The sequence below is a fragment of the Alicyclobacillus tolerans genome (assembly GCF_900142255.1).
GTDB lineage: Bacteria > Bacillota > Bacilli > Alicyclobacillales > Alicyclobacillaceae > Alicyclobacillus_I > Alicyclobacillus_I tolerans.
Genome location: NZ_FRAF01000008.1, coordinates 98064 through 123530 on the forward strand (window position 1 = coordinate 98064; position 25467 = coordinate 123530).

The 25467-nt window shown below is 42.9% G+C and carries 23 protein-coding genes, 2 tRNA genes and 2 rRNA genes; 5 read left to right on the forward strand and 22 right to left on the reverse strand.

The genetic code is table 11. The annotated features are described in order from the left end of the window. Positions 1-72: 72 nt before the first annotated feature. The 3 genes from BUA75_RS06075 to BUA75_RS06085 are packed head-to-tail and all read right to left on the reverse strand — an operon-like array spanning position 73 to position 3263. On the reverse strand, positions 73-891 hold the full coding sequence (locus BUA75_RS06075; protein WP_129583536.1) for an IclR family transcriptional regulator: 819 nt from the start codon (positions 889-891) through the stop codon (positions 73-75). Between the two features lie 2 nt (positions 892-893). Further along, a complete protein-coding gene (locus BUA75_RS06080; RefSeq protein ID WP_072873701.1) occupies positions 894-2087 on the reverse strand; it encodes a thiolase family protein in 1194 nt (397 codons plus the stop codon). 15 nt (positions 2088-2102) lie between these two features. After that, complete coding sequence (locus BUA75_RS06085; protein ID WP_072873702.1) at positions 2103-3263, reverse strand: acyl-CoA dehydrogenase family protein; 1161 nt, start codon at positions 3261-3263, stop codon at positions 2103-2105. Positions 3264-3473: 210 nt separating this feature from the next. Between BUA75_RS06085 and BUA75_RS06090 the strand changes: the two genes are divergently transcribed. The 4 genes from BUA75_RS06090 (at position 3474) to BUA75_RS06105 (ending at position 8251) form a co-directional block, all read left to right on the forward strand. Further along, entirely contained in the window at positions 3474-4700 is a 1227-nt protein-coding gene (locus BUA75_RS06090; protein WP_072873736.1) for an MFS transporter, read from the forward strand. 292 nt (positions 4701-4992) lie between these two features. After that, positions 4993-6198, forward strand: coding sequence for a glycosyltransferase family 87 protein (locus tag BUA75_RS06095; RefSeq protein ID WP_165611957.1), 1206 nt, complete (start codon positions 4993-4995; stop codon positions 6196-6198). Positions 6199-6223: 25 nt separating this feature from the next. Then, complete coding sequence (locus BUA75_RS06100; protein ID WP_072873704.1) at positions 6224-7096, forward strand: proline iminopeptidase-family hydrolase; 873 nt, start codon at positions 6224-6226, stop codon at positions 7094-7096. 6 nt (positions 7097-7102) lie between these two features. Beyond that, the gene (locus tag BUA75_RS06105) at positions 7103-8251 is read left to right on the forward strand and encodes an MFS transporter (RefSeq protein ID WP_072873705.1); all 1149 of its coding nucleotides are present in this window, start codon (positions 7103-7105) and stop codon (positions 8249-8251) included. A 105-nt stretch (positions 8252-8356) separates the two neighbouring features. Here BUA75_RS06105 and BUA75_RS06110 read toward each other — a convergent pair whose 3' ends face one another. Next, on the reverse strand, positions 8357-9472 hold the full coding sequence (locus BUA75_RS06110; RefSeq protein WP_072873706.1) for a TDT family transporter: 1116 nt from the start codon (positions 9470-9472) through the stop codon (positions 8357-8359). 125 nt (positions 9473-9597) lie between these two features. Here BUA75_RS06110 and BUA75_RS06115 point away from each other — a divergent pair, with 125 nt between their 5' ends. Beyond that, positions 9598-10503 carry a LysR substrate-binding domain-containing protein gene (locus tag BUA75_RS06115; protein WP_072873707.1) on the forward strand — a complete coding sequence of 302 codons (906 nt, stop codon included), beginning with the start codon at positions 9598-9600 and terminating at the stop codon, positions 10501-10503. Positions 10504-10513: 10 nt separating this feature from the next. Here the strand turns inward: BUA75_RS06115 and BUA75_RS06120 are convergent, their stop codons facing one another. From BUA75_RS06120 to BUA75_RS06205, 18 genes are all read right to left on the reverse strand, one after another. Continuing rightward, entirely contained in the window at positions 10514-10852 is a 339-nt protein-coding gene (locus tag BUA75_RS06120) for a CHY zinc finger protein (protein ID WP_072873708.1), read from the reverse strand. A gap of 179 nt (positions 10853-11031) precedes the next feature. Next, a complete protein-coding gene (locus tag BUA75_RS06125) occupies positions 11032-11361 on the reverse strand; it encodes an ArsR/SmtB family transcription factor (RefSeq protein ID WP_072873709.1) in 330 nt (109 codons plus the stop codon). Next, positions 11336-11833, reverse strand: a complete 498-nt coding sequence (locus BUA75_RS06130) for an NADH-quinone oxidoreductase subunit B family protein (RefSeq protein WP_072873710.1) — start codon at positions 11831-11833, stop codon at positions 11336-11338. The genes BUA75_RS06125 and BUA75_RS06130 overlap by 26 nt, the downstream gene beginning before the upstream one ends. Further along, on the reverse strand, positions 11796-12200 hold the full coding sequence (locus tag BUA75_RS16515) for a 4Fe-4S binding protein (RefSeq protein ID WP_083574127.1): 405 nt from the start codon (positions 12198-12200) through the stop codon (positions 11796-11798). The genes BUA75_RS06130 and BUA75_RS16515 overlap by 38 nt, the downstream gene beginning before the upstream one ends. 30 nt (positions 12201-12230) lie before the next feature. After that, on the reverse strand, positions 12231-13742 hold the full coding sequence (locus BUA75_RS06140; RefSeq protein ID WP_165611958.1) for a hydrogenase large subunit: 1512 nt from the start codon (positions 13740-13742) through the stop codon (positions 12231-12233). After that, positions 13739-15217 (reverse strand): hydrogenase 4 subunit F, encoded by a 1479-nt coding sequence (locus BUA75_RS06145; protein WP_072873712.1) that lies wholly within the window; start codon positions 15215-15217, stop codon positions 13739-13741. The genes BUA75_RS06140 and BUA75_RS06145 overlap by 4 nt, the downstream gene beginning before the upstream one ends. 4 nt (positions 15218-15221) lie before the next feature. Continuing rightward, positions 15222-15860: a hypothetical protein gene (locus BUA75_RS06150; protein ID WP_072873738.1), complete on the reverse strand. Its 639-nt coding sequence runs from the start codon at positions 15858-15860 to the stop codon at positions 15222-15224. A gap of 15 nt (positions 15861-15875) precedes the next feature. After that, entirely contained in the window at positions 15876-16814 is a 939-nt protein-coding gene (locus BUA75_RS06155) for a respiratory chain complex I subunit 1 family protein (RefSeq protein ID WP_072873713.1), read from the reverse strand. Positions 16815-16827: 13 nt separating this feature from the next. Next, positions 16828-18837 (reverse strand): proton-conducting transporter transmembrane domain-containing protein, encoded by a 2010-nt coding sequence (locus BUA75_RS06160; protein WP_072873714.1) that lies wholly within the window; start codon positions 18835-18837, stop codon positions 16828-16830. A 473-nt stretch (positions 18838-19310) separates the two neighbouring features. Further along, a tRNA-Ser gene (locus BUA75_RS06165) sits at positions 19311-19394 on the reverse strand. A gap of 116 nt (positions 19395-19510) precedes the next feature. Beyond that, positions 19511-19589 (reverse strand) — tRNA-Arg (locus tag BUA75_RS06170). A 111-nt stretch (positions 19590-19700) separates the two neighbouring features. Beyond that, a complete protein-coding gene (locus BUA75_RS06175) occupies positions 19701-20204 on the reverse strand; it encodes a hypothetical protein (RefSeq protein ID WP_072873715.1) in 504 nt (167 codons plus the stop codon). Positions 20205-20287: 83 nt separating this feature from the next. Next, a complete protein-coding gene (gene serS / locus BUA75_RS06180; RefSeq protein ID WP_072873716.1) occupies positions 20288-21562 on the reverse strand; it encodes a serine--tRNA ligase in 1275 nt (424 codons plus the stop codon). 95 nt (positions 21563-21657) lie between these two features. After that, positions 21658-22248, reverse strand: coding sequence for a pyridoxal 5'-phosphate synthase glutaminase subunit PdxT (pdxT, locus tag BUA75_RS06185; RefSeq protein WP_072873739.1), 591 nt, complete (start codon positions 22246-22248; stop codon positions 21658-21660). Between the two features lie 72 nt (positions 22249-22320). Then, positions 22321-23208 (reverse strand): pyridoxal 5'-phosphate synthase lyase subunit PdxS, encoded by an 888-nt coding sequence (gene pdxS / locus BUA75_RS06190; protein ID WP_507134084.1) that lies wholly within the window; start codon positions 23206-23208, stop codon positions 22321-22323. A gap of 150 nt (positions 23209-23358) precedes the next feature. Next, on the reverse strand, positions 23359-24828 hold the full coding sequence (gene guaB / locus BUA75_RS06195; protein WP_072873717.1) for an IMP dehydrogenase: 1470 nt from the start codon (positions 24826-24828) through the stop codon (positions 23359-23361). Positions 24829-25141: 313 nt separating this feature from the next. Further along, positions 25142-25258, reverse strand: a 5S ribosomal RNA gene (gene rrf, locus BUA75_RS06200). Positions 25259-25300: 42 nt separating this feature from the next. After that, positions 25301-25467, reverse strand: a 23S ribosomal RNA gene (locus BUA75_RS06205); the annotation flags it as partial.

A 25467-nucleotide genomic window follows, 5' to 3' on the forward strand; every position in this document is an offset into this window, starting at 1 on the left:
GCCCTACCAAATCTTTCAATATGGACAGTTGATCAACGAGAGATCCGTTAAAGTTGCTTCACTCTATCTTACTTAAAACAAGCCTCGCCATCGTTCCGCCGTCTGTTGCAAAATTCGAATCATGGCTTTGCCTCGTTCTTCTTGATATTGACTCGTTAAGAGAAGTACAGCAAGCACAAGCGCTACACTGCCATCCGAAGCGAACAGAGGCACCGCCACGGATGAAAAACCTGCAGCCATTTCACCATGAGAAACTGCGGCACCTACACGTCTGGTTGTTTCCAGAGCCTCATAAAAAGTCTCCTGCGAGGACCACATTTTTGCAACGCGATCGCCAGTAGCAGTCATTTTCATCCAATGTTTACGCCAGGCTGACGGTGCATCATAGGCTAGAAAACAGCGACCAAATGCTCCACCAAGCCCAGCAAATAATTGGCCTATCGACACATCTGCGCGAGCCACCTCGCTAGACGGTGCAGCTTTGGCCAAGACAATGACAGCATCTTCTGGAAGACGTTCAAGAAGCATCACTGTCTCGCCAACTTTTTCTGCCAAACGTGGCAATTCCAACATGACTTCTGAAACGCCACTGACCATTTGCGACGCGCGATTGCCTAGCGGAATTAAATAAGCTCCAAGACTATAGCAGCGCGATACCTTGTCGTAACGGATAAAATCTCCCCGCGCCAGAGTTCGCAAAACGCGCAAACAAGTTGTTTTACTTGCATGGGTACGTTTAGAGATTTCTGTCAGTGTACAAGATTGTGTCTTATATCGGCTAAGCAATTTTAAGATAGACATGGCAAGTGCAACAGATGGCACCTCATAGGCTACATCCGTCGTTGCTGAGTTTTCAGTATTCTCAACCGATTTCATTTCCTCTCTATCCATCACTATTCCGGTCTCTCCACAATGGCAGCCAGTCCCTGACCAACACCTACACACAATGTTGCTAAGCCATATCGCCCTCCCGTTCTTGACAACTCCATAGCCAACGTACCTACCAGACGCGCCCCTGAACAACCTAGTGGATGGCCAAGTGCAATTGCACCACCATGCACATTGACACGCTCCGGTGGTAAATTTAATTGTTGGATGCAAGCTAATGACTGAGCTGCAAACGCCTCATTGAGCTCAATTTTGTCTAAATCCTCAACTTTCAATCCAGCCTTTTTGAGCGCCTTTTCTGTTGCCGGCACTGGACCTATCCCCATATATCTTGGACTTACGCCAGCAGAAGCAGCTGCTACATAGCGCACTATCGGACGCAATCCCAATTCCCTGCCACGCCGCTCAGATACAAGTAAAAGCGCTGCCGCTCCATCGTTAATCCCTGATGCATTGCCAGCGGTAACTGTTCCTCCCTCACGAAAAGCGGGTTTAAGTTTACTTAAACTTTCTAGCGTCGTCTGCGGCCTTGGATGTTCATCTGTATCCACAACCCAAGTTTCTTTACCCTGTCTTACCGTAACTGGTAAAATTTCTTCTGCAAAAACACCATGATCTTGCGCTTTTTTCGCTTTGGATTGACTCTCCAAAGCAAACTGATCCTGTTCCTCACGAGAGATGCCATATTTTTCGGCTACATTCTCTGCAGTCTCACCCATACTCTCGGTTGGATAAGGGAAACGAGGATTGGCCATACGCCACCCTAAAGTTGTATCCCAAAGCGTTTGATTGCCACGTACAAATTCCATATCTGGTTTAGGCAGAACCAGAGGCGCTCGCGTCATCGACTCGACACCACCCGCAATCGCTACATCCAAGTCTCCCAATTGAATGGCTCGTGCCGCCTGAATAAACGCCTCAAGTCCAGAAGCACACAACCGATTGACTGTTACGCCAGGTACCGTTTCTGGTAACCCAGCTAACAATCCGGCCATACGAGCAACATTTCGATTATCTTCCCCCGCCTGATTGGCGCAGCCAAAGAAAACTTCTTCCACCTCTTCAGGTGAAACACCACTTTTTTGCAATACGCCTGCGATGACATGAGCAGCGAGATCATCTGGACGAACACGGCTCAGCGCTCCACCTTGTCTTCCTATGGGTGTACGCACATAACCTACTAGCCAAACATTTTCCACTCAACGATTCTCCTCTCAATCGTTCTGTTTTTGATATGCTTTATGTAGTTCACTAGCAATAATATTTTTCTGAATTTCTGACGTCCCTTCGTAAATGCGCGTAATTCGAGCGTCACGATAAAAACGTTCAATCGGATATTCCGCAATATAACCAATTCCACCGTGAATTTGAACCGCCAAATCGGCCACCCGATTGTACACTTCTGATCCATACAACTTTAACATCGCAGCTTCTTTAACTACATTTTGTCCTTGATCAGCCATCCAAGCTACTCGATAGGTCATCCATCTAAGTGTTTCAATTTGTGTAGCCATGTCAGCTAAATAATGCTGAATAATTTGCTGTTCAAAAATTGGTTTCCCAAACTGATGGCGCTCATGAGCGTAGGCCACACTTCTATCTAACAGGTACTGGCATGAACCAAGACAGCGAGCTGCCAATCCAGCACGTCCGTTAGCCAAAATTTTAAGTGCGTTAATATACCCTTCTCCTTCATGTCCCAAAACATTTTCTTCAGGAACTTCCATATCTTCAAAATAGATTTGTGCTGTATGAGAACCATGCAAACCCATTTTCTTTTCTACACTGCCTACCTGAAACCCGGGAAAACTTCGTTCCACAATGAAAGAGGTAATACCTTTGGCGCCTTTTTCCGGATCGGTAACAGCCATAACGGTAAATACCTGCGCATAAGGAGCATTGGTGATGTATATTTTCTGGCCATTGATCACATAACGATCACCTTTTTTGACAGCTCGTGTTCGAATCGCTGCTGCATTGGAACCAGCTTGGGGTTCAGTCAACGCAAACGCTCCAAGCCACTCCCCACTCGCCATGCGAGGCAAATAACGCTGCTTTTGTTGCTCGTTGCCAAATTCAACAATGCCCACTGAACCGATGCCGTTATGAGCGCCAATAATTGTGGTAAAACCGTTGATGGTGGCACCCAATTCTTCAAATACCGCACATTCCCCAAGCATACTCAGGCCCATCCCGCCGTATTCTTCGGGAATACTCAGTCCAAAGAGCCCCATTCGCTTGGTTTTTTCCAATATGCTGTCCGGTACCTTGTCCTCTTCTTCAATCTGCATTGCATACGGTTCTACTTCGTGACGAACAAAATCTCTTACGGTCTCCCTCATTAAGATTAAATCCTCAGGAAGTTGAAAATCCATTCGTTAAGCCTCCCCATTGAATAAAGCTCTCATATTAGTTTCATATATGAAATAATGTTTCATCTTTAAAATGATGATAACTTTCAATGAAAGCGCAGTCAATGTAAATCATCTTTTCTTTCGAATGCCGAAAGGGTAAGATAAGCACAAACCCTCAATCCAGACATTCCTTACATAAAAGAGGCGCTGTTCATGCAAAAATTGAGATATATGGAAAGTTGGCAACGCAACCTTCTATTGCTTTGGATTGGTTGCTTGGTCACTTCAGCCAGTTACTCCATGGTCATTCCGTTTCTTCCACTTTTCTTGCTGCAAATTGGAGTCCATCACCATACTGAACTGTGGTCTGGCATGCTCTATAGCGCTGCTTTTTTTGCCGGAGCACTTTCTGCTCCATTTTGGGGTACTTTGGCCGATCGCTATGGAAGAAAGCCCATGATTGTTCGTGCTGGCATTTCATTGGCCGTTCTCTATGTTCTGATGTCATTTGTTCAGAATCCCTATGAATTGCTTGTCTTACGCGTGCTAATGGGGCTTCTGTCCGGATATATTCCCGGAGCAATCGCTCTGGTGGGAACGAGTACTCCTGAGCACAAAGTAGGTTATTCGTTGGCCATGATTTCTACTGCTTCTTCAACAGGAGGCATTCTTGGTCCATTATTGGGCGGCGCCATAGCTCGGATTTTTAACAATCGCATTGCTTTTGCAAGCGCTGGTATCATGGTTCTGCTATCTACACTGCTTGTCATTTTTTGGGTTCATGAGACCAGCTTTACTCCCGCCAAAGATAAACAATCCACTTTCCAGTCGGTTGGTCTCGCTATGCGTAATCGACCGTTGGTTCTGGTTATGCTTCTGACTGTTCTTACATCCTTTTCTATTATGACCATTGAGCCTGTTCTGCCGCTTTACATTGTGCAAATTGGCGGTTCCGTCAAAAACGCCTCTTTACTAGCTGGAATTGTCTTCTCATTGACTGGTATCGCCAGTGTTGTTTTTGCCCCCAGATGGGGAAGATGGTCAGAAAAGACAGGTTTTTTGAAAATCCTTTGGATTGGATTACTAGGTGGTGCATTAGGAAACTTGGCACAGATTCCATTTCATAATATCTGGGGTTTTTCTGTGGTTCGTTTTATATATGGAGCTTTTTTCTGCGCTGTCTATCCGGCGCTCAATGGATTGGTTGTCAAATCAACAGCCGTAGATTTTCGTGGTCGCGCTTTTAGTCTGAACCAGACAGCGAATCAAGTGGGTACCATGTTAGGGCCGCTGGTTGGAGGAGCTCTGGCAGGGGCCTACAGCGTACATAGCGTCTTCTGGGTGACAGGTTTGCTTTTGCTCCTGACCACTCTTATCGGCTATATTCTACGCCATCAATTCACTGTAAAAAACTTACCCTCAACACAATCATTGGAGAACATGCCATTAAGCGAATAGCCCTATCTCGTAGATGGGGAGTGAATCCTTCACAAGTTCATCAAGAATCAGTGAAAACTTTTTAACCGTCAGTCCCTGATCATTCTTTATACTGGTTCAAGCTCCTGTGAAAAAAACAGATCTAGTTGCCGGGGAATGTTAGGGAAGGATGAAAATTCTATTGAAACTGCATAATCTTATACAATACCAACTATCTTATCGTCCACCAGCGACGAGGTCTTTCCTAAAGACCGGATTCTATACATTTATTTTTGTCCTGCTCATCCTTTCCACTTGGCTTGAATGGAAGGGTATGTCAGTTAGCCGACTGGTACATTACGACTATGCCTTTTTTTACACAGCTTTTCAGGCCATTTTGCATCATCCGGCTCACCAATGGCCAAAACTTTACCAAATCGCTTCTGAACAACAATTTGCTATTCAGCATGGATTTCCGTATAACATCCACAATCAATACGTCTATCCACCACAATTTGCTGTATTTTGGGCATTCATGGGGCATCTTCCTTGGATTTGGTCAGCCCGTATCTGGATCGTCATTTCCATTCTTTCTTACTGTCTTGCCGTATATCTAACGCTCAAAATGATGCTTCCGCATCTTCGCTGGCCCAATCTGTTCTTTTGGATTGCCGCTAGTTTCTTATTGACACCTGTCCAAATTGATATTGCTGCTGGCAATGTCAACAGTATATTGTTAACCTGTCTAGCGCTTGCCTTCTATTTTCATTACTATCGAAAAAAAACTTGGATTGCGGCTCTATTTCTAGCACTGACTATTGTCTGGAAAGTGACACCAGCCGCTGTATTATTATACTTTTTGCTACAAAAACAATGGAGACTAGGCGCTTATACATTGTTATTCTCACTTCTATTGACCATCTGGAGTTCTTTTTACGTAGGATGGTCCACGCTTCTACACTATGTTGGTGAATTTGTTACCTTTGGTCAAAATAGCATGAAAAACGGTCCCGCCCCATACAACCAATCTATCTTGGGCGTATTGGCCGATCTCGCTAAGCACCATTGGCTGAGCGGAAATCTACAAAGTCTGTACCCATTTTACTATTTGTTTGTCCTAACGAGTGCCGTTTTGATTGTCCATTTTGCTCGCCAGTTACCTGTCAGCCATTCTAGCCATTTTGCACTTTCCAGCCTGACGCCGTTGCTTTTCTCGCCACTCATTGAAGAAATGCATCTTATTTTTGCCCTGCCTGCTCTAATTCTGGTAGTCTCCCAGAAAAAATATAAAATAGCAGCGATAGGCGGCTGGTCAAGTGCCGTTCTTCTCTCATTGCCCACTACCTTTTTATTAAATACTTTAACCCGAGACTGGCCTTCACTGTTTTTTATGCATACGCAAATGTTCTGGACACTAATGATACTCTTTACAGTGACTTTAATCACCATGCGTCAGAGAAACATGCTAAACTTCTCTCAAAACCACCGATTCGTGAAGACTGATTTGTCCATGAATACTCGTCGAACAAACAGATTGTAGAGTTGCGTACGGAAAGGAGTCTACTATGGATAATAGCGGATGGGTACAAGTAGAAGGCGGAAGAGTTTGGTATCGAATGTGGGGACCAGAAAATACGGTTCCCTTATTGATTTTGCATGGCGGTCCTGGCAGCTCTCATCTTGGATTTCGTCCATTTGCCGAACGGATATCAGAAGAACGACTGGTCGTGGTCTACGATCAGTTAGGTTGTGGACAATCAGACCGCCCTCAGCAAAAAAACTTGTGGAGAATTGAACGGTTTGTTGATGAACTAAAGATTCTACGCAAGGAACTCCATCTGCAAGAGTTGCACATTCTTGGCCATTCCTGGGGAACCATGCTCTTAGCAGAATATCTCAAGGAACAGCCCGAAGGCATTCTTAGTTGCATTTTCTCAGGTCCATGTCTTTCAGCGGCTAGATGGCTGGAAGATGCTGAACATTACCGCAGCCTTTTGCCCCCGCATATTCAGGAAGCACTTCTTGAGGGGGAACGGACTGGAAATTACGATACAGAAGAATATCGAAACGCTACCAAATTTTATGAGAAACGGCATGTCCGGCAAACGGATCGAACAAAAGAAGAAGCTGCAGAAGCCAGCGCGGCATTTGGTCTGGAAGTATACGAAACTATGTGGGGACCGACAGAATTTTATGCAACTGGAACTTTAAAAGGCTTTGATCGTACGGATATTCTGTCCACATTGTCCATGCCGACCCTTTTTACTTGCGGAGAATGGGATGAAGCGTCTCCTGCCTCCACAGGTACTTATGCGGCTATGACTCCGAATTCGGAATTCCATATATTCTCAGGTTGCTCTCACTCTCCAATGAATGAAGACCTACTATCTTATGAGAAAAAAATGAAGGAATTTCTCAACCGAGTAGAAAGGCGGTGAAAAAAGATGAATTCAGGACAAAAAGTTCTTATTCCATACGTTCTATTTGCATTTGTACTTGGCTTTGCCTGGTTTATGCTGGCCCCACTTGTACCCGGTCTTGCCAGCGAACTCCATGTTTCCATTTCCGCAGTTTTACTTTTTATTTCCATGTATGGATACGCTATGGTGGTTGGCTCCATTCCGGCGGGTGTATGGACAGCCAAAAGTGGGCCTGCTCCTGTTTTGACTTTAGCCATTCTTCTTTCTAGTCTAGGACTCTTATTGCGCGCTTTTGCTCATAACTACACACTTTTTTTAATGGCTCAAATCGTTGCAGCACTTGCTTACCCTTTTCTCATCGCTCCGATTGGATCCATATTGCGCTTAAGCGGGGTCCGACGCCTCAAAGCAGGAACTGGTCTAACCATTGGCGCTCTCTTTCTTGGCATGGGTATCAGCGCATTATTATCGTCCAACCTAGGACTCTCTACTGCTCTATGGCTTGGATTTGCACTAAATGCGTTGATAGGTATCTGGCTGTTCTTTGCCGTCCGATCCGTTCCTCGTCCCGAGACTGGAGCATCTTCCATTCGAGTACGCCTGACCTATTCAAATTGGTGGATTATTGGCTTTGTTGTTTCGTCTACCAGTGTCATGATTGGAGGTATTACCTCCGCAGCGCTTGCTCATTTACATGTAGCCCATGCGGAAATACTGGGGGGACTGCTCTCAGGCTTAACCTTTATTGGCTCGGCAGTAGGTGCGGCACTTTTTGGAGTACTTGGAGAAACCACATCTCGTCTCAAACCACTGATGGTGACACTGGCTGTATTCACTTGGCTGAGCATACTATGGATAACTCTTGTTTTGACAGGCTATGTTCAAAACAACAGCGGACTTCTTTCAGTCGTTTTCTTTTTGGCCGGCGCCTTTGGAAACGGATGGTATACACTTACACTTGAAGAAGCTGCAAAACGAGCGGAAAACGCAGGAAGCGCTGGTTTGAACACAGCTGGATACAGCTTGGCTTCTAATATCGGTGTCGCTATTGTTCCCGTTATCTTAGGGCCAATGGTCATCAGCCAACCTACAAGTTGGGTAAGTATTACGCTCATTCTTGGCTTACTGGCTATTCTTTTCACTTTCATCACCCGCACAACTCGTACTCATTGAAAATAACATACGTTACTTTATGATTGAAAGAAAACTTGCCCATTCCAAACAACAAAATTGGGATGGGCATTTTGTCTTTTCAACATATATTTACAGGGATGACAGCTAGGCAGTTTTTTGGTTTTGGGTATCTACTTGAGGCTTTGGCTGTGAAATTTTCCACTGAAGTAAGGTACCCTTCCAAACTCCAGAAGCTGTACGGACAAAAACGATAACAAAACATCCCCACAGAATAGCAAGTTGAATAAGGCCTGCGAAAGTAAAAAACGAATCGTGAACTAGGTGACCTAATGCGTACGTGCCACTTGTAAAACTACCAATTGGGAATACATAACTCCACCAGCCCAAATGAAACGGCAATCCATCGCCACGATGACTCATATGGAAGATAGAATGCATGGCAGAAATGATGATCCACCATACTCCAACTCCCCACATAGCCATCGAAAATATCAGACCTATGCCATGAAGAATATTGGTGTAGGGAGCGAAAATAGCTTGGGTTTTAAGAGGTAAAGTACTAAGAGTCCCCATCGACATGCCAATAGGTCCAATCTCCACCCATAAACTAGGTGCTGCTATTCCACTTAAGCGTTGATGATACACCAATCTTGCATAGACGAGAGCACTGACCATCATAAACAAAAAGAATGTCATCCCAAACATCGCAATAATGATTGCGGTAATGGCAAATTGAGTGTTAATATCTCCCCAATATGGAATCAGGTTCGTACCCGTGGCAGCTGCTACGATGGGAGGTACAACAGGAATCAGCCAAGTTGCAAGTGTCTGGTGCTGTTCCACCGAATGCTCAACAAACAGTAGATAAGGCACGACAATGACTGTAAAGATGGAGACTAAAGTTCCTGATACCCAAATGACTTTGCTTATCTCAATTGCTATAGAACTATGAATCAGATGAGTGCCTATGAGCAGATAATCATTGCCAACCACATTCATGCCCATTGCCAAAGCTCCGTAAAATAACGCTCGTTCTGGATGTCGAAAATCATTGATTGCTTCATCTGTATGAAGTATCCAACGTACAATCCAAAATAGAAAAGCCAACAAAAAAACAACATTCAGCATCCCAAACAGAATCATACCTATCTGATGTTGATAAGGAATTGGAAATGGAGAAGTATACGTCAAACCTGCCACAATCCCTATTCCCATGACTGTAGTAAACCAATTAGGAGCAAACTGTCTAATCAGACTCACCATGTCCACCTCCAAGCTTCACTACGTCATATGATAATTCGTTACTTTCAATAAGTACAATTTTTTATTAGAATCGTTATGATAAGTAAATGATTATATATACGGTATGTTCAGGAGGCTCGATCATGGATCAACAATTGTTAGCTTTTATCACGGTAGCTGAAGAACAGAATTTCACACGAGCGGCAGATAAACTTCATATCAGTCAACCTGCCATCAGCCAACATATTCAATCTCTTGAACAACGCCTAGATATCAAATTATTGGATCGAACCAATAAATTTATCCGCTTAAATAAGGCAGGAGAAATAGCCTATCATCATGCCAAAGAAATCTTGAATTTATACAAACAAATGAATCATCTTATTCACGACATGAAGAATGAAGCCAGCGGTTCACTGAACATAGGGGCAAGTTTTACATTCGGGGAATACGTTTTGCCTTATCTTGTGGCCGAGTTTCGCGATCTCTATCCTAAAATTCATTCGACCATTCAAATTGCCAATACACATAAAATTGTTGAACATGTTTCCAAAGGAAACTTGGATATAGGTATTATTGAGGGTAGGCTCATTGATCATCGCTTTGTAGAAGTAGAAACTTTTGCAGAAGATACGGTAGTCATTGTAGCTGCGAACGATCACCCCATTCATCAATATAAAAACTCTGTATTAGATAAGCTCAGTAAAGAGACCTGGATTGTTCGCGAAAATGGTTCAGGAACAAGAGAAATTACAGACTTTGTCTTTCAAACTTACAGCATATCTCCTTCAACCTTAGTCGAATATGGCAGTACTCAAGTTATTAAAGAATCCGTAGCGGCGGGTCTCGGACTTACGGTGCTCTCAAAGTGGGTTGTGCGCAGAGAACTTGAATGGAAATCATTACGTGAAATACACATATCTTCTTCGCCCATTCAAAGAAATTTCTTTATCATTACACAAAAATCTGATTTCCACACAAAATCAACGCTGGTTTTTAAAGAATTTTTATTGAATCAATCCGAGCGATTAAATGAATTTAGACTTTAACTCCAACAATCTATTCCTGTTCAAAATAGAGCGAGTAATGAAGTTGACAGCCAGGATTAAAAGAGGCTCCACAAGATGGACATTGGAAGTGGCTGTTTAAATATTCTTGAATGGTTAATTCTTGATGACAAACGCCGCAAAGAACAGCCTTTTCATGAAACTGATGCGCATGCCATATTTGCGCAGCGTGATCGGCCAATTCTTCATGACAAGCATGGCAAGGAAAATAAGTTTGGCAACACGGGAATTTAATTGCAATGACGTCAGTTGGTCCTGAATAATGCACACAACGCGTCTGTTCATCTACCAATCTCCCTTTTACCACTATGTTGTGAGAAGAATATTGCATAAACCTGACCCTCCTTTGAACAAGGTTATCTATCCACTTCGAACATAGAACCAAAACACAGACGCCGACATAAAAGGTACTATCCAGTCAAAGGCTTACCATCTCACACGTGAGATGTGTCTCATCATCAAGATTCCGATCCATACGCAGAATCATAGTGTAGTTTAAATCAACAAAAATCACTCCTGATTGTCTATTTCTTGCAACATCTGTATCGTGTTGGTTAAGTTGTTCTGGAAGATTTCTTTCGCGATGTCGAGTAATTGGAAAACAAGCGGATCGCGCACCGAATACATAACTTTTGTTCCTTCTTTTACACCGATAACTATGTTTTTACTGCGCAAAACTGCCAATTGTTGTGAGACGACAGCGTTATCAACACCCATATGCTCCTGTAATTCATGTACATACTTATCCCCATCTCGTAACAACTCTAAAATTCGAATACGAAATGGATTGGACAGTGCCTTAAAAAATTCTGCCTTAAACGTTTGAAGTTCTTGCAGCATATGCACCATTCCCCTTTCGTGAAGATTCCAATTCATGCGCCCGCTCGATAGCGTGCAATATTCCTTCTAAAATCGCTTGGGGACGTGGTGGACACCCTGGAACATAAACAGACACAGGTAATATTTTATCAACACCACCTAAATGTGCATACGTGTCTCCAAACATTCCTCCACCACATGCACATCCCCCAATAGCTACCAGCATTTTGGGATGTGCCGTAGCCTCATATGTTTTTCGCAACGCTGCTTCTAAATTTCGAGTCACACCGCCAGTAACAAGAAGCATATCCGCATGGCGAGGGGAAGCGACAAAATCAATGCCAAATCGCTGAATATCATACACCGGATTCATCAATGCTGTTATCTCAAAATCACAACCATTACATGACCCGGAGTCAACATGTCGAATGTGTAGAGAACGAGCAAAACATTGTTTAATTCTTGAGGATAACTTCTCTTCGATCTCGGTCACTTACGATTTCCCCTTTCGGTTCTGATTCATCTCTGTTAATTGTATAATGGACGACGAGTTCATCTCGTAGTTGAACACTTGGCATAGGTTCATTCGCGTACGAAAATGCATTGGTTGGGCAAACCTCTGTACATACACGACAAGAAATACACGAGCTATAGGTTATAGAGAAATCAAACTCGTTTTGAACACGACGTAAAGACAATGCTTCACTTGGACATTCCAGAACGCAATCACCACAAGCCGTACACTTTGTGTCATCCAATAATAATTTTCCTCTTCCGTTCACGTGCAAAAGTTCATCTTTTGGTATGGTTCCAATCCCATGTTTCCATAGCCGCTTTAAGACTGCAATCAACCGTATCATCTCCTATACAATCTTAAGAGCAAATGGCAACTACCGATCACAACATGCATAACACAGCTCAAAGCTCTTATTGATGAGCGGAAAATCCGGAATGATGTTTCCAGGTACACAAATGGGTACAGCAGGCCAATTGGCGTACGGTGCAGAACGGACTCTGTAGCGATAAATGGTGTTATTCTCGCCTACCATGACAAAATGCACATTCTCTCCACGTGGCGATTCTGTCATACCAATGCCGAAGGAGTATGGTATTAAGTCTCCAATAGGAACACGAATATCCCCTTTAGGCGTACGGTTTATCACTTGCTCAATGATTTGAAAGGACTGTCTGGCTTCAAGAAATCTTTGCTTGAACCGGGCCATGACATCACCTTCCATGAATGTAGGCACCTCAAAGACAAGTTGATCATAAGCTGCATATGGCAGATCACGGCGAACATCGATGTCGTAATTAGATGCACGAGCTGTTGGTCCAACCGTGGAAAGTTCCCTAGCAATTCGTTCAGATAAAATACCTGTATTCGAAAAACGATTGACCACTATGTCGTGAGACAATATCTGCTCCACTATTTCATTGAATTCTTTCTTAACACGTTCTAATGTGGTTTCAATATATCTCAGCTTCTCTTCTGTGATATCTTCTGTAACGCCGCCTAACGCAATAGAACCTCTCAAAAAACGATGTCCAACGATAAAGTCATTCAACTGCATCAGTTGTTCTTTTAAATGAGCACCGTGATTAACTGCGTATGCGTATCCAATTCCCGCACACATGTTGCCAATGTCTCCAACGTGATTGTATAAGCGTTCCAATTCAGCAAACAGAACACGCAAGAAAATGGCTCTTTCAGGAACCCTCGTTTCTGAAATTTGTTCAATTGCCTGAACGTAGGACAATGCGTGAGAAACACTGCACACACCGCAAATGCGTTCAGCGAGATACAATCCCTTGACAACAGACATTCCCTCACTACGCTTTTCAATTCCACGATGGGTGTAGAACAGCTTCGCTTCTAGATGAAGCACCGAATCTCCCATGACTTGAAATCTGAAATGCCCTGGCTCAATTACCCCTGCATGAATCGGCCCAACAGGAACTTCGAACACACCTTCGCCTTCTACCTTTGGATAAGACCACGAACTGAAGGAATCCCGTTCTTGCTTTTCTCTTAAGGCATAGTCCTTTCGTAATGGATATACACCTTCCGGCCAATCATCATGTAAAACCAAAGGACGTAAATCGGGATGTCCTTCAGGAAAAATCCCGAAAAGATCATGAGCTTCTCTTTCCGCCCATGATGCAGCCGGAATCATAGAAGATAACGTAGGATAAGAACAGTTACTTTCCGTTAACACGCTTTCCACCACATTGAGCATGGATTTCCCGTCATGTGCAAAGATATAACGTACAACAAATCGATCGATCTCCCTACCACACTCATCAGAGGCAACCATCGTGATAAAACGGCCATGATTTGCGATAACTGTACGACATGCATGAATCAGCTCATGTGGAGCCACGATTATCCTAGATATTTTCATGCGCGAACTCCTCCTACAAGAATTAACGATGCTTGGTGAATCAGTTGTGTAAATGAAGTGGGCATGTATAGGCCAAATAAAACGACAAAAAACAAAGGTAAAACGAGTGGAATGGTATTCCATCGACTGACCTCACCCGTTGACATCCGCTCTCGAACGTTTTCTCCAAAAATCATCTTAATCATATGGAACATCATGGCTGCAAAAATGAAAGCAATAAAAAGAATGAGAACACTTGTTATCCATGCATGCCCCTCTCTAAATCCCGCAACGAAGATAGAAAATTCACTGGTAAATATATTGAATGGAGGTACACCCGTAATTGCCAGCGTGCCTATTAAAAAAACAAACCCTGTAAAAGGCATGCTTTGAAGTACTCCAAAAATTCGAGGCATTTGCTTAGACTTATATTTCTGATTGACATTACCCGCAGTCAAAAAAAGCATCGATTTCCCCATTGAATGATTGAACATTTGTAGCAGTGCAGCAGAGTACCCTAATGGACCACCCATACCTAGCGCAACCGCAATAATCCCCATGTGCTCAATCGTGGAAAATGCCAGCATTCGCTTGAAATCTTTCTGCACAAGAATGAACGGAAAAGCAATCCCGACAGAGAATAAACCAAATCCAATGAAAAGATGTTGAATCAATTGCCCATGGATAGTATTCTCAGCAACAATACCAAACCGAATTAATCCTAACATGGCGCAATTGAGTAAAACGCCTGATAACAGAGCACTGACAGGGGAAGGGGCTTGGCTATGGGCATCAGGAAGCCAAAAATGCATTGGTGCCAATCCAACTTTCGTTCCGAAGCCAACCATGATAAAAACAAATGACAGGGCAACGAGATCGGGCTGTAACACAAAATGAGAATTAGACAAAACTGTCCAATTCAAGACTTGATTACTTGCTCCAAGTTTAGCAATGGACGACGCATAGAGAATAATGACTCCCAATAGCGCAAAAGCGATGCCCGCACTACAAATCATCAGATACTTCCATGTTGCCTCTAGCGCTTCTCCTTTTTGATAAATGGCCACTAAAAACGCCGAAACTATTGTGGTTGCTTCTATACTGACCCAGAGAAGCCCCATATTATTGACAACGGCTACAAATACCATTGTTGCAATAAAGAAGTGATACAACATGTAATACTGCCTGGTCTGTCTAACATTCAAAAGACCTTCCTTTTGTTCATGCCTTATGTAGCCGATAGAATGTATGGAAGTGGTTAAATTCACAATCGAAATGATGGCTAAAATAACGGCACTGAGCGCATCAATGTGAAAAAATTGATTTGAGTTCGTGATGGGTCCTTGAATGATTACTGTGCCCACTAATAGGAGCCCTATAAATGATGTAGCAATACTGCCAATCAAATGAATCGTTTCACGCAACCAAGCTCGACGGATGAAGATGGAGAGAACCCCTGTTACTGTAGGTACGACCAAAGATAAAATGGTTACCATTTCCTCACCCCCGAAGTCTGCGCAAATTTTCTGTGTGTGTACTTTGGAACGTTTTATCGATCCGGTAAGTCAGCATGCTTATGAGAATCACAGCAACGAACACATCCAGGAAGACTCCAATATCTACGAGAAACGGCATCCCGTATGTGGTGACAAGCGCGACTAGAAACAAACCGTTCTCCATTACAACCAGTCCTATTCCCTGCATAATGGCTTTTTGATGCGTCATCATTATCAATAGACCCATAAGTAACATCGCAATTGAAATGGGTAAATACTGTTGACCTAAGCTGATGGAAGACAGATGCAATTTCCCTGTCACGATGTAACTGATGGCCAATATTAGTCCCCCGCAAAGTATGGAAAGTTCACGCCCGATTAGCTTTTCAGTTTCCCGCTTCATTCCGATTTTTTTAAGGGTATACCAGAGAATCCATGGGATACCGATGGACTTCATAAGGATGGTTAATCCCCCCATAATATATAAATCTGGAGTATCTGTTCGCACTGCGATAAGTATGGCCATAAGACCAAGAATTAGGGATTGAACTGACAAAATCTTGATGGCGGTTCCGATTGGTTTTATCCAGAGCAACGCTAGGGTACTCATTATTAACACAATCGTAAATACTTGTAAAAGCATCAATATACATTCTCCTTAGAGTAAAAAATTAGTTAAAATTGAAATTATAGATAGGGCAAATGCTGCTGATAACAGTCTTGGAATACGAAAGAATCGTATTTTTGCGTATGACATCTCTACAAACGCAATAACAATTGCAATAACAGTGAGCTTCAAGAAAACCATGATGAAACTTGCTATAAGCATGGATCCATGGACTACCAACGAAATCCCCCAAGGAAAACAAAAATCTAACAACAAAGTAAACATGATTGCTTGCTTTATCCATGCACTCCACATCATCAACCCCAAACGTTTCCCAGAATATTCGAGAATCATTCCTTCGTGAATCATGGTTAATTCCAAATGTGTATCTGGGTTATCGATTGGAATTCTACCGGTTTCTGTAATCACTAAAATCAAAAACGCCAAAAAGGCCAAATAAAATGTCGGTGATAAAAGTGGTGAATGACCTGTGACTGCTCGGCTAGTTATCAACGTAAGATTAGTGGTTTTCATTGGCAAGGCGATAGCAAGTAACGTTATAAAAAGAACGGGTTCTGCCAATGCAGATACAAACATATCTCGGCTCGAGCCCATGGCTCCAAATGAACTTCCAGTATCAATTCCCGCAAGTGCTGTAAAAAATCGAGACAAGCCAAACAAATAGACCACAAGCATTAACTGTCCCGTAAAAGATAAAAGTGTATGAGTAATAAACACCGGGATCATCGCCACAACAGCAATCATCGTTACAAACACAACATAAGGTGTGATTAAAAATAACCAGGATGCATGGATAGATAAGACTTCGTCTTTGTTCAGGTACTTGTGTAAATCATAATAAGGTTGCCAAACCGACGGCCCCTGACGTCCCTGAAGGATAGCTTTTGTCCTTTTGACAATCCCCTGAATAAGCGGTGAAACCCCTATAATAAAAATGACTTGTAAGATTTCTAGAAGCACATGTATCATGCCTAGTTTCACCTCACTTCACCAATATCAAAAGCACAATCAGGGTGACAAACAAATACGCCAAATAACTTTGAACTTGTCCATTTTGAATCGCTCGAACGAGCCGAGCCATACTTAATACCGTTTGAATGATGGGATGATATAAATAGGTTTCGGCAAACGAGGTCACTTTACTGAAATACACGAATTTAGATGGGAAATATTCGCTTCCTTCTGTACGTTGTAATGTTCGAGAGGGTCGGAATATTTGCTGAAACGTAACCCGCACTGGTTTACTGTAGCCGCTCGCTGTGTAGGTCATAAGCGGTGTCAATGTTCCGCCACAGGCCCAAGTTTCCATTCGTACGGCCGAAGTTCGTCGCCCAACCAGGCGAAGAATCCCCCACAGAAAAATGAGCGCCAATATCGAAGTCATGAGAACGGGAATCAGTAAGAGGCGACCATCTGCACGTGCGATGTCGTTCATACCAAACTGAAATGGATTCATTTTTAAGGACATTCCGGTAATCTCTCTTATAGAGTTGCCTAACATAGACACCCATCTGGCTGGAAATATACCGATAAACAAACAGAGCCCAGCTAATCCAGCCATACCGATTCGCATAAGCATGCCCACTTCATTCGCCGATTCTACGTACTCACTTCTGGGTAATGCCAAAAAAGTACTCCCAAACGAACGGACGAATGCCATGGCTACCAATGCACCCGTCATTGTTAATGAACCAACCAACAGCACAGCATATATACCCATCCAAGGAGAATGGACTGACATGGCTAATGCAAATGCCGATTGAAATAACATCCACTCTCCAATGAATCCATTAAATGGTGGCATCGCTGATATGGACAGTGCACCCATCAAGGTAAAACAGGCTGTCCATGGCATCTTTCGAATAATACCTCCGAGACGATCCATGTTTTTCGTATGGGTTTTCGAGAGTACTGCACCTGCTCCGAAAAATAGAAGACTTTTAAACAATGCGTGATTGAACGCATGTACCAAAGAAGCCAATAGAGAAAATGCAGCAAGTATCGGATCATGCAAAGACATGAAAATCAAGCTTAAACCTAGTCCCAAAAAAATTAGTCCCATATTCTCTATACTGCTATATGCTAACATTCGTTTTTGGTCGCGTTGTACGAGTGCGTGCAGAACCCCCAGAAGTGCTGTTATTGCCCCGATGCATGAAACAAGTATTCCCCACCAGATAGGCCCGCCTTTCAAGAACTCAAAAACAATGAGTAGAAACCCATACATGGCTATTTTGATCATCACACCAGACATAAGTGCCGAGACATGACTTGGTGCAACAGGATGTGCCCGTGGCAGCCATATATGGAAAGGAACGAGACCAGCTTTTGTACCCAATCCAATCAATGCAAACAAAAAAACAATCGTCTTTATGACATTTGGCATATGATTAGTATTCATAAGATTGAAGGAAAGACTGTCAGAGTAACGAGCAATGATTAGAAAGGAAATAGTTAAAAATACAGTTCCAATGTGCGTCATGACAACATAAATGAATCCTGCATTCCTAACTTCTTCTTGTTCATGTTCATATATCACTAAGAGAAACGATACGATGGACATGCATTCCCACGAAACAAGAAAAGTAAACACGTTCCCCGCCAGCACTACAGAAGCCATGGTGGCAAGAAATACAAGAGCCCCCGCAACTAAAAGTGATACGTCTTTTCGTCCCGCGTATTCTTTCACGTAATCAATACCATATACTGAAGCGAATAAGCCCACGATGCCAATGAGCAATAAAAAAAATCCAGTAAGTGCGTTCATTCGAAAGCTTAAACTTGTAAATGCAAAAGCACTGTCTACGAATATCACGTATTGTGGCGGCTCGAACATCGCCTTGACAGCGCTCATCACAAGCCCAAGAGACGTAACTACTCCAATAGCATGACCCAGATAAGTTAAGCGCCTTGTTACTACGATCAACAAACCCAGAGAAATATTGATAATGACGAGCACCACGGCGATATTCAGAGCTATTGATACAGACAAAGTTTGTTCCTCCACTCCATACCCTTCAACAAAAGATTATAATCTATATATATTACTATATATTAATTTAAAAACATAAATCAACCACAAACTTATTCGCTTTTGTAACGGAAACGATATACCTTGGAATGTAAAGAGCAGATTTTAACTCTTCAGCGCCGTTATATAATTGGACAAAATCTGATGTTACTCACAAGCCCCCTAATCAGGATGGACAACTTCTCTAAATATAGGAGACTTGAGTAATCAGGAGATTGTCCCATGGAACGCAGGAAATATTCATCGAGTCCCTACAGTCACGTGATGCAAGGAATGCAGAAAAAGTCGCGCAAGACTTCGAGCAAGAACTTTTTGGGTCCGCTTCAGATTGATATCATCCACTTGCCCTCACCAAGATTAGCAAGGGATTAGCAATCGGCACCGTGAAAAAAAAAAAACGACACCCGAAAGGTGCCGATTTCCCTTGCTAGATATGGCGGAAAGGATGGGATTCGAACCCACGGAGCCCTTGCGAACTCGGCGGTTTTCAAGACCGCTGTGCTAATTTAATAACTTCCGCAATGCCGCATGATGAACAGAAGTTCGATAGTTGAAGTTTGTTAGAAAAACGACTTTGCGGCCATCTGAGCACATGTCTCTAATGGCCGCTAACCTTTGATACGTAAGGCTTTTCTGGCGCACCCGGAGGGACTCGAACCCCCGCAAGACGCGGTTTAGGAAACCACCGCTCTATCCACCTGAGCTACGGGTGCATACAAACATTATAGTCCATTCTGGCAAAAAATCATATCGCACACGTTTACTAGTTTCTCTCTATCACTTGAATCACTTTCTCTTTGTGCACCCATATCTCATACAATCTCCTATGCTTTATCCACTATATTCGTTTTTAAGTTGGATTTCGGATCGGCAGTCAACAAATGGCTTTGGAACAAATTTTGCGGGAGAGGTAATTGAAGTTGTTCAACAGCCAAGACTAAATATCCAGGTTGACAATGGATGTCCTTAACTCTTAATTCCACACCAAGCGGCTGTATCAAAGAAGGCACATGAACACGTAAACTTTGCCTTAGAACCTCGATTCCTGGCGGACCATCTTTCAATGCTTCACGGAGCTGACGCTCAACAATAGAGGATGGGATATTCACCAATTTGTGAGCAGAAATATCTAAGTTTACAGCATCACTCGCCCAATCTGCAGACGGTTTTGCTATAAAATCAATATTCCACACGAGCAGTTTAACCTGCCCGTGAATACCACTATCTCCTATATCCAAAATTTTAACTTTTACATCTGGTGCAATCTCTGCAAGCATTTGATTGAGATCTGAGCTTGAAAGACGCAATTCCAAATGAGAAACTTTCACAAACAGCCTCCTGACTCCCCCGCAATGCCCTCATTTATTTCAACATCAAAGTTAAACTTTATCTTCGATTCTTTATATTTTCTTTAGTTAACGATCTCGATACCGCCCATATAGGGAACCAACGCTTTAGGCAGGCGTACACTGCCATCCGATTGTTGGCCATTTTCTAACAGAGCAGCCAAGGTTCTCCCTATGGCAAGACCCGACCCATTCAATGTATGCACAAATTCCGGTTTTGATGTTTCAGTTCGCCGAAAACGCAAGTTGGCACGTCTTGCCTGATAGTCTTCAAAATTAGAACAAGAACTGATTTCCCGGTAGGTCTGTTGAGCAGGAAACCACACTTCTAGATCAATTTTTTTTGTTTCTTTTGAACCGAGATCGCCCGTACATATTTCTACAACTCGATAAGGAAGCTCTAACGCTTCAAGAATATCTGCGCAATCCTCAATTAAGCTATCAAGCTCAGCATACGAATTTTCTGGCAACACCAATTTAACCAACTCGACTTTTTGGAATTGATGCAGGCGAATCAAGCCTCTGGTATCTTTGCCAGCACTACCAGCTTCACTTCGAAAACAGGAACTGTATCCAGCAAATTTAACTGGTAATTGTTCAATGCTAAGAATTTCATCACGATAATAATTTGTTAAAGGAACTTCAGCAGTAGGTATTAAGTAATACGGAAGTCCTTCCAAACGAAACATTTCTTCTCCAAATTTAGGTAAATTTCCTGTGCCAACTAAACTATCCGCATTGGCAATAAAAGCAGGAAACATTTCTTGATAGCCATTCTTCTCCGTTTGAAAATCCAGCATAAAATTGGCTAATGCTCTTTCAAGACGTGCACCTAGCCCTTTGTATAAAATAAAACGACTGCCGGTAATCTTTACAGCCCTCTCAAAATCAACAATATCCAATTGTGAAGCAATCTCATAATGATGCTTAGGCTCAAAACTAAATTGCGGTTTTTCACCCCAATGACGAAGAGTGACATTGTCTTCCTCCGAATCTCCATCCGGAACAGACTCATGCGCCACATTAGGGATGGACAAAAGCAAATCTTTGACTGCCGCTTCGCGTTCCCGCACAGTCTCATCTAAAAGTTTAATCCGATCCGATACATCTTTCATAAGACGGATCGATTCGGACGCATCTTCACCTGACTTTTTCTTTTTGGCAATCTCTTCACTCGCTCGATTGCGATCATTTTTTAAACGTTCCACTTCGGCCAATGCTGCACGCCATGACTCGTCCATTGTTAGCAATTGATGAATCAATTCTGGATCTGCTTTTTTGCGTGCAATACCCCGGCGAAAAAATTCTGGATCCTGTCGAATAGCTTTGATATCGAGCATTGTTTCGGTCACCATCTTTTGTCAGGTTTTAGAATGCATAAACTGTCTTAAACTTTGTCCTGCTTCGTTTATATATTTTTAAAAAGTGTAAAAGCTTAGCGGACAGTTTGTAGAGAAGGTTGTACGATTTTCTCGAGAAAATATTGATGAATACGGCTATCATCTGTCAATTCTGGATGAAATGAAATAGCCAAACAATGTTTTTCCTGAACCGCGACTATACGTCCCTGATACCTGGAAAGCACGCGAACATTTTCGCCTACACTTTCAATATGTGGCGCACGAATGAAAACCGCTGGAAAAGGTGTCGATCCGATGACATCCATATCCAAATCTGCTTCAAAAGAATCTTTTTGTCGACCAAAAGAGTTTCGGCTGACCGTAACATCCATAACAGCCAAATGCGGTTCCTCACCACTACTGATTGTTTTCGCCATAACAATCATACCCGCACATGTACCAAAAATTGGAGTACCTTGCTGAACCATTTCACGAATGGGTTCTATTAATCCATATTCCCTCATCAATTTTCCAATTGATGTGCTCTCGCCACCAGGCAATACAATACCATTCAGATTCTCTAGATGTTGACTGCGCTTAATTTCAATAGTGTCAACTCCTAATTGATTGAGCATTCGTTGATGTTCCCGAAATGCCCCTTGTACGGCCACGACACCAATTTTCATCATGGTTCACCTGCCTTCTTGAAAACGACAGCCCGTACAATAAGCACGGGCTGCAATCTATTGTTTCGATCTTTACCAGCCGCGTACAGCCATCCGCTCTTCATCTCGCAATGTATTCAGGTCAATTCCTTTCATTGGCGAGCCCAAACCTTTGGAAAGTTCACCAATCAATTCATAATCTTGATAATGCGTTGTGGCCTGAACCACTGCACGAGCAAACTTTTCAGGATTCTCCGATTTAAAAATACCTGAACCCACAAAAACACCATCTGAACCTAATTCCATCATCAAGGCAGCATCAGCAGGGGTGGCAACTCCACCAGCTGCAAAATTTACTACAGGTAATTTACCAGTATTGTGCACTTCAAGAAGCAGTTCAAAAGGAGCACCCAAGTTTTTGGCTTCTGCGTACAACTCATCAGTGGACATATTTTGCACTTCACGAATTTTCGCTTGCATCATTCTCTGATGCTTAACCGCTTCAATAATATTGCCTGTTCCCGGTTCGCCTTTCGTCCGAATCATAGAAGCTCCTTCAGCGATTCTCCGCAATGCCTCACCCAAATCACGTGCGCCGCAGACAAATGGCACGGTAAACTTTCTTTTATCCACATGGTATTTATCGTCTGCAGGTGTCAAAACTTCACTCTCATCAATATAATCCACACCGAGAGACTCTAAAATTCTAGCTTCAACAATATGGCCGATCCGGCATTTGGCCATGACTGGAATAGAGACAGCCTTCATTACTTCTTCAATTATGGTCGGATCGGCCATACGGGCAACTCCGCCAGCCGCTCGAATATCGGAAGGCACCCGTTCCAGTGCCATAACTGCGCAAGCACCAGCTGCTTCTGCAATTTTTGCTTGTTCCGCGTTAATGACGTCCATAATGACGCCGCCTTTTTGCATTTCTGCCATACCACGTTTAACTCGTTCGGTTCCCACATTGGTTGCCACTTGTAGTTCCTCCCCATGTATCTTCTGCCATTAATACTGTTAGCAAAAAGTTATCCACAACAATATACACAAGCTTATCTTCTGCTGTGTATAAGTATATCACAACGGCAATTCCGCCTGTATTCAGGACCAGCCATCTAGCAATGATTCTTAGATACTATAATTTGGTGCTTCTTTGGTAATATGCACATCATGCGGATGACTTTCTCGCAATCCAGCTGACGTAATTCGTAAAAATTGGGCATGATTTTGCAAATCTTCTATTGTGGATGCCCCACAGTAACCCATACCTGCTCTTAAACCACCCACTAATTGATAGAGGATTTCTGATAAAGGTCCACGATAGGCAACACGACCTTCTATGCCTTCTGGAACTAATTTTTTTGCCTCTCCTTGAAAATAACGGTCTCCACTGCCAGCTTTCATAGCACCAATCGAACCCATACCCCGATAAACTTTAAAACGTCTTCCTTGATATATCTCAATCTCACCAGGGCTCTCCTCAGTTCCAGCTAGCAAAGATCCAATCATGACCGTGTGAGCGCCAGCAGCTAATGCTTTGACAATATCACCCGAATATTTAATCCCACCATCAGCTATAATAGGCACTCCTCTGCGCCTTCCTACACTAGCACAATCATAGATAGCTGTAATCTGTGGGACACCAATGCCAGCCACCACTCGGGTTGTACAAATAGAACCCGGTCCAATGCCCACTTTTACTGCATTGACACCCGCATCAATTAAAGCCTCTGTTGCTTCAGCTGTAGCTACATTACCAGCTACAATCTGTACGTGACTAAACTGTTTGCGCAAATTTTTAACGGCTTCTATAACTCCTTTTGAATGGCCGTGTGCTGTATCAACAACCAGTACATCCACTTGCGAAGCAACAAGTGCTTCTGCTCGACGATACAAATCTGCTGACACTGTCACTGCGGCTCCAACCAGCAATCTTCCTTGACCATCTTTTGCAGCCTGTGGGTATTGTCGAGCCTTTTCAATATCCTTAATCGTAATTAGCCCTCGTAAAATTCCATTCGCATCTACCAGAGGCAATTTTTCGACTTTATGTTGACGCAGTATTTCTTTTGCATCAGATAACGTCGTTCCAACAGGCGCAGTCACTAAATTCCCGCTTGTCATCACTTCACGAATCGGACGATTATAATTTTTCTCAAAACGTAAATCACGGTTTGTAATAATTCCAACTAATTTACGATTTTCTCCTTCAACAATGGGCACACCGGATATCCGATATTTCGCCATCAAAGATTCTGCATCTTGAATAGGGTGATCCGGTGTCAAGTATATTGGATCAGTGATTACCCCACTTTCAGAACGTTTTACCTTATCCACTTCTTCTGCTTGCTGATCTATCGTCATATTTTTGTGTATAATGCCAATGCCGCCTTCTCTTGCCATAGCAATAGCCAATGAACCATCAGTAACTGTATCCATGGCGGCACTTACAATGGGGACATTTAACGTAATATCAGTCGTAATTTTCGTCTTTACATCCACATCTTTAGGAAGTACTTCTGAATAAGCAGGAATCAACAATACATCATCAAACGTCAATCCCTCTTTAACAAATTTATTTTCCCATTGGTTAGACAACCTAAGTCCCCCTTGGAATCAGTTAAAATGCGCCGAATTTCTATCCTCCCGCGCCGTATCGGATAAATATTGCGTGGATTATAACAGTGAAGAATTTTAGGTGTCAATTCAACAAAGTAAAAGGAAAGGCAAATGAGTAGACTTCTATATCATTTGCCACAAAATCGCCTTATAGACAAAATCATCGTAATTTTAGGTATTTACTTATCTAATAATTTCTATTGTAATCATTTTTATAAAACAAAAAAGTGGCTGTAAGGCAGAGTTCCCAAGGAGGGAAACTCTACACTTAACAGCCACCTGTATTCCTGTTGCCTGGCAACGACCTAGGTTCCCAGGGGTCTTCACCCCAAGTATGCTCGGCGCTGGAGGTCTTCACGGTCGTGTTCGGGATGGGTACGCGTGTATCCCCTCCGCTATGGTCACCAGACTCTTCTTTCCTTTCCAACTGTCTCAGCAAGAGGGATTTTCCTTGGTGAAGGCCTCGACCGATTCGTATCCGTCCGCTCCACGCCTCACGACGCTTCCACGCCGGACCGATCTACCTTATCGTCTATAAGGGGTCTTCCTTCCTTGACGGAATGGGATACGTTATCTTGAGGCAGGCTTCGCGCTTAGATGCTTTCAGCGCTTATCCCT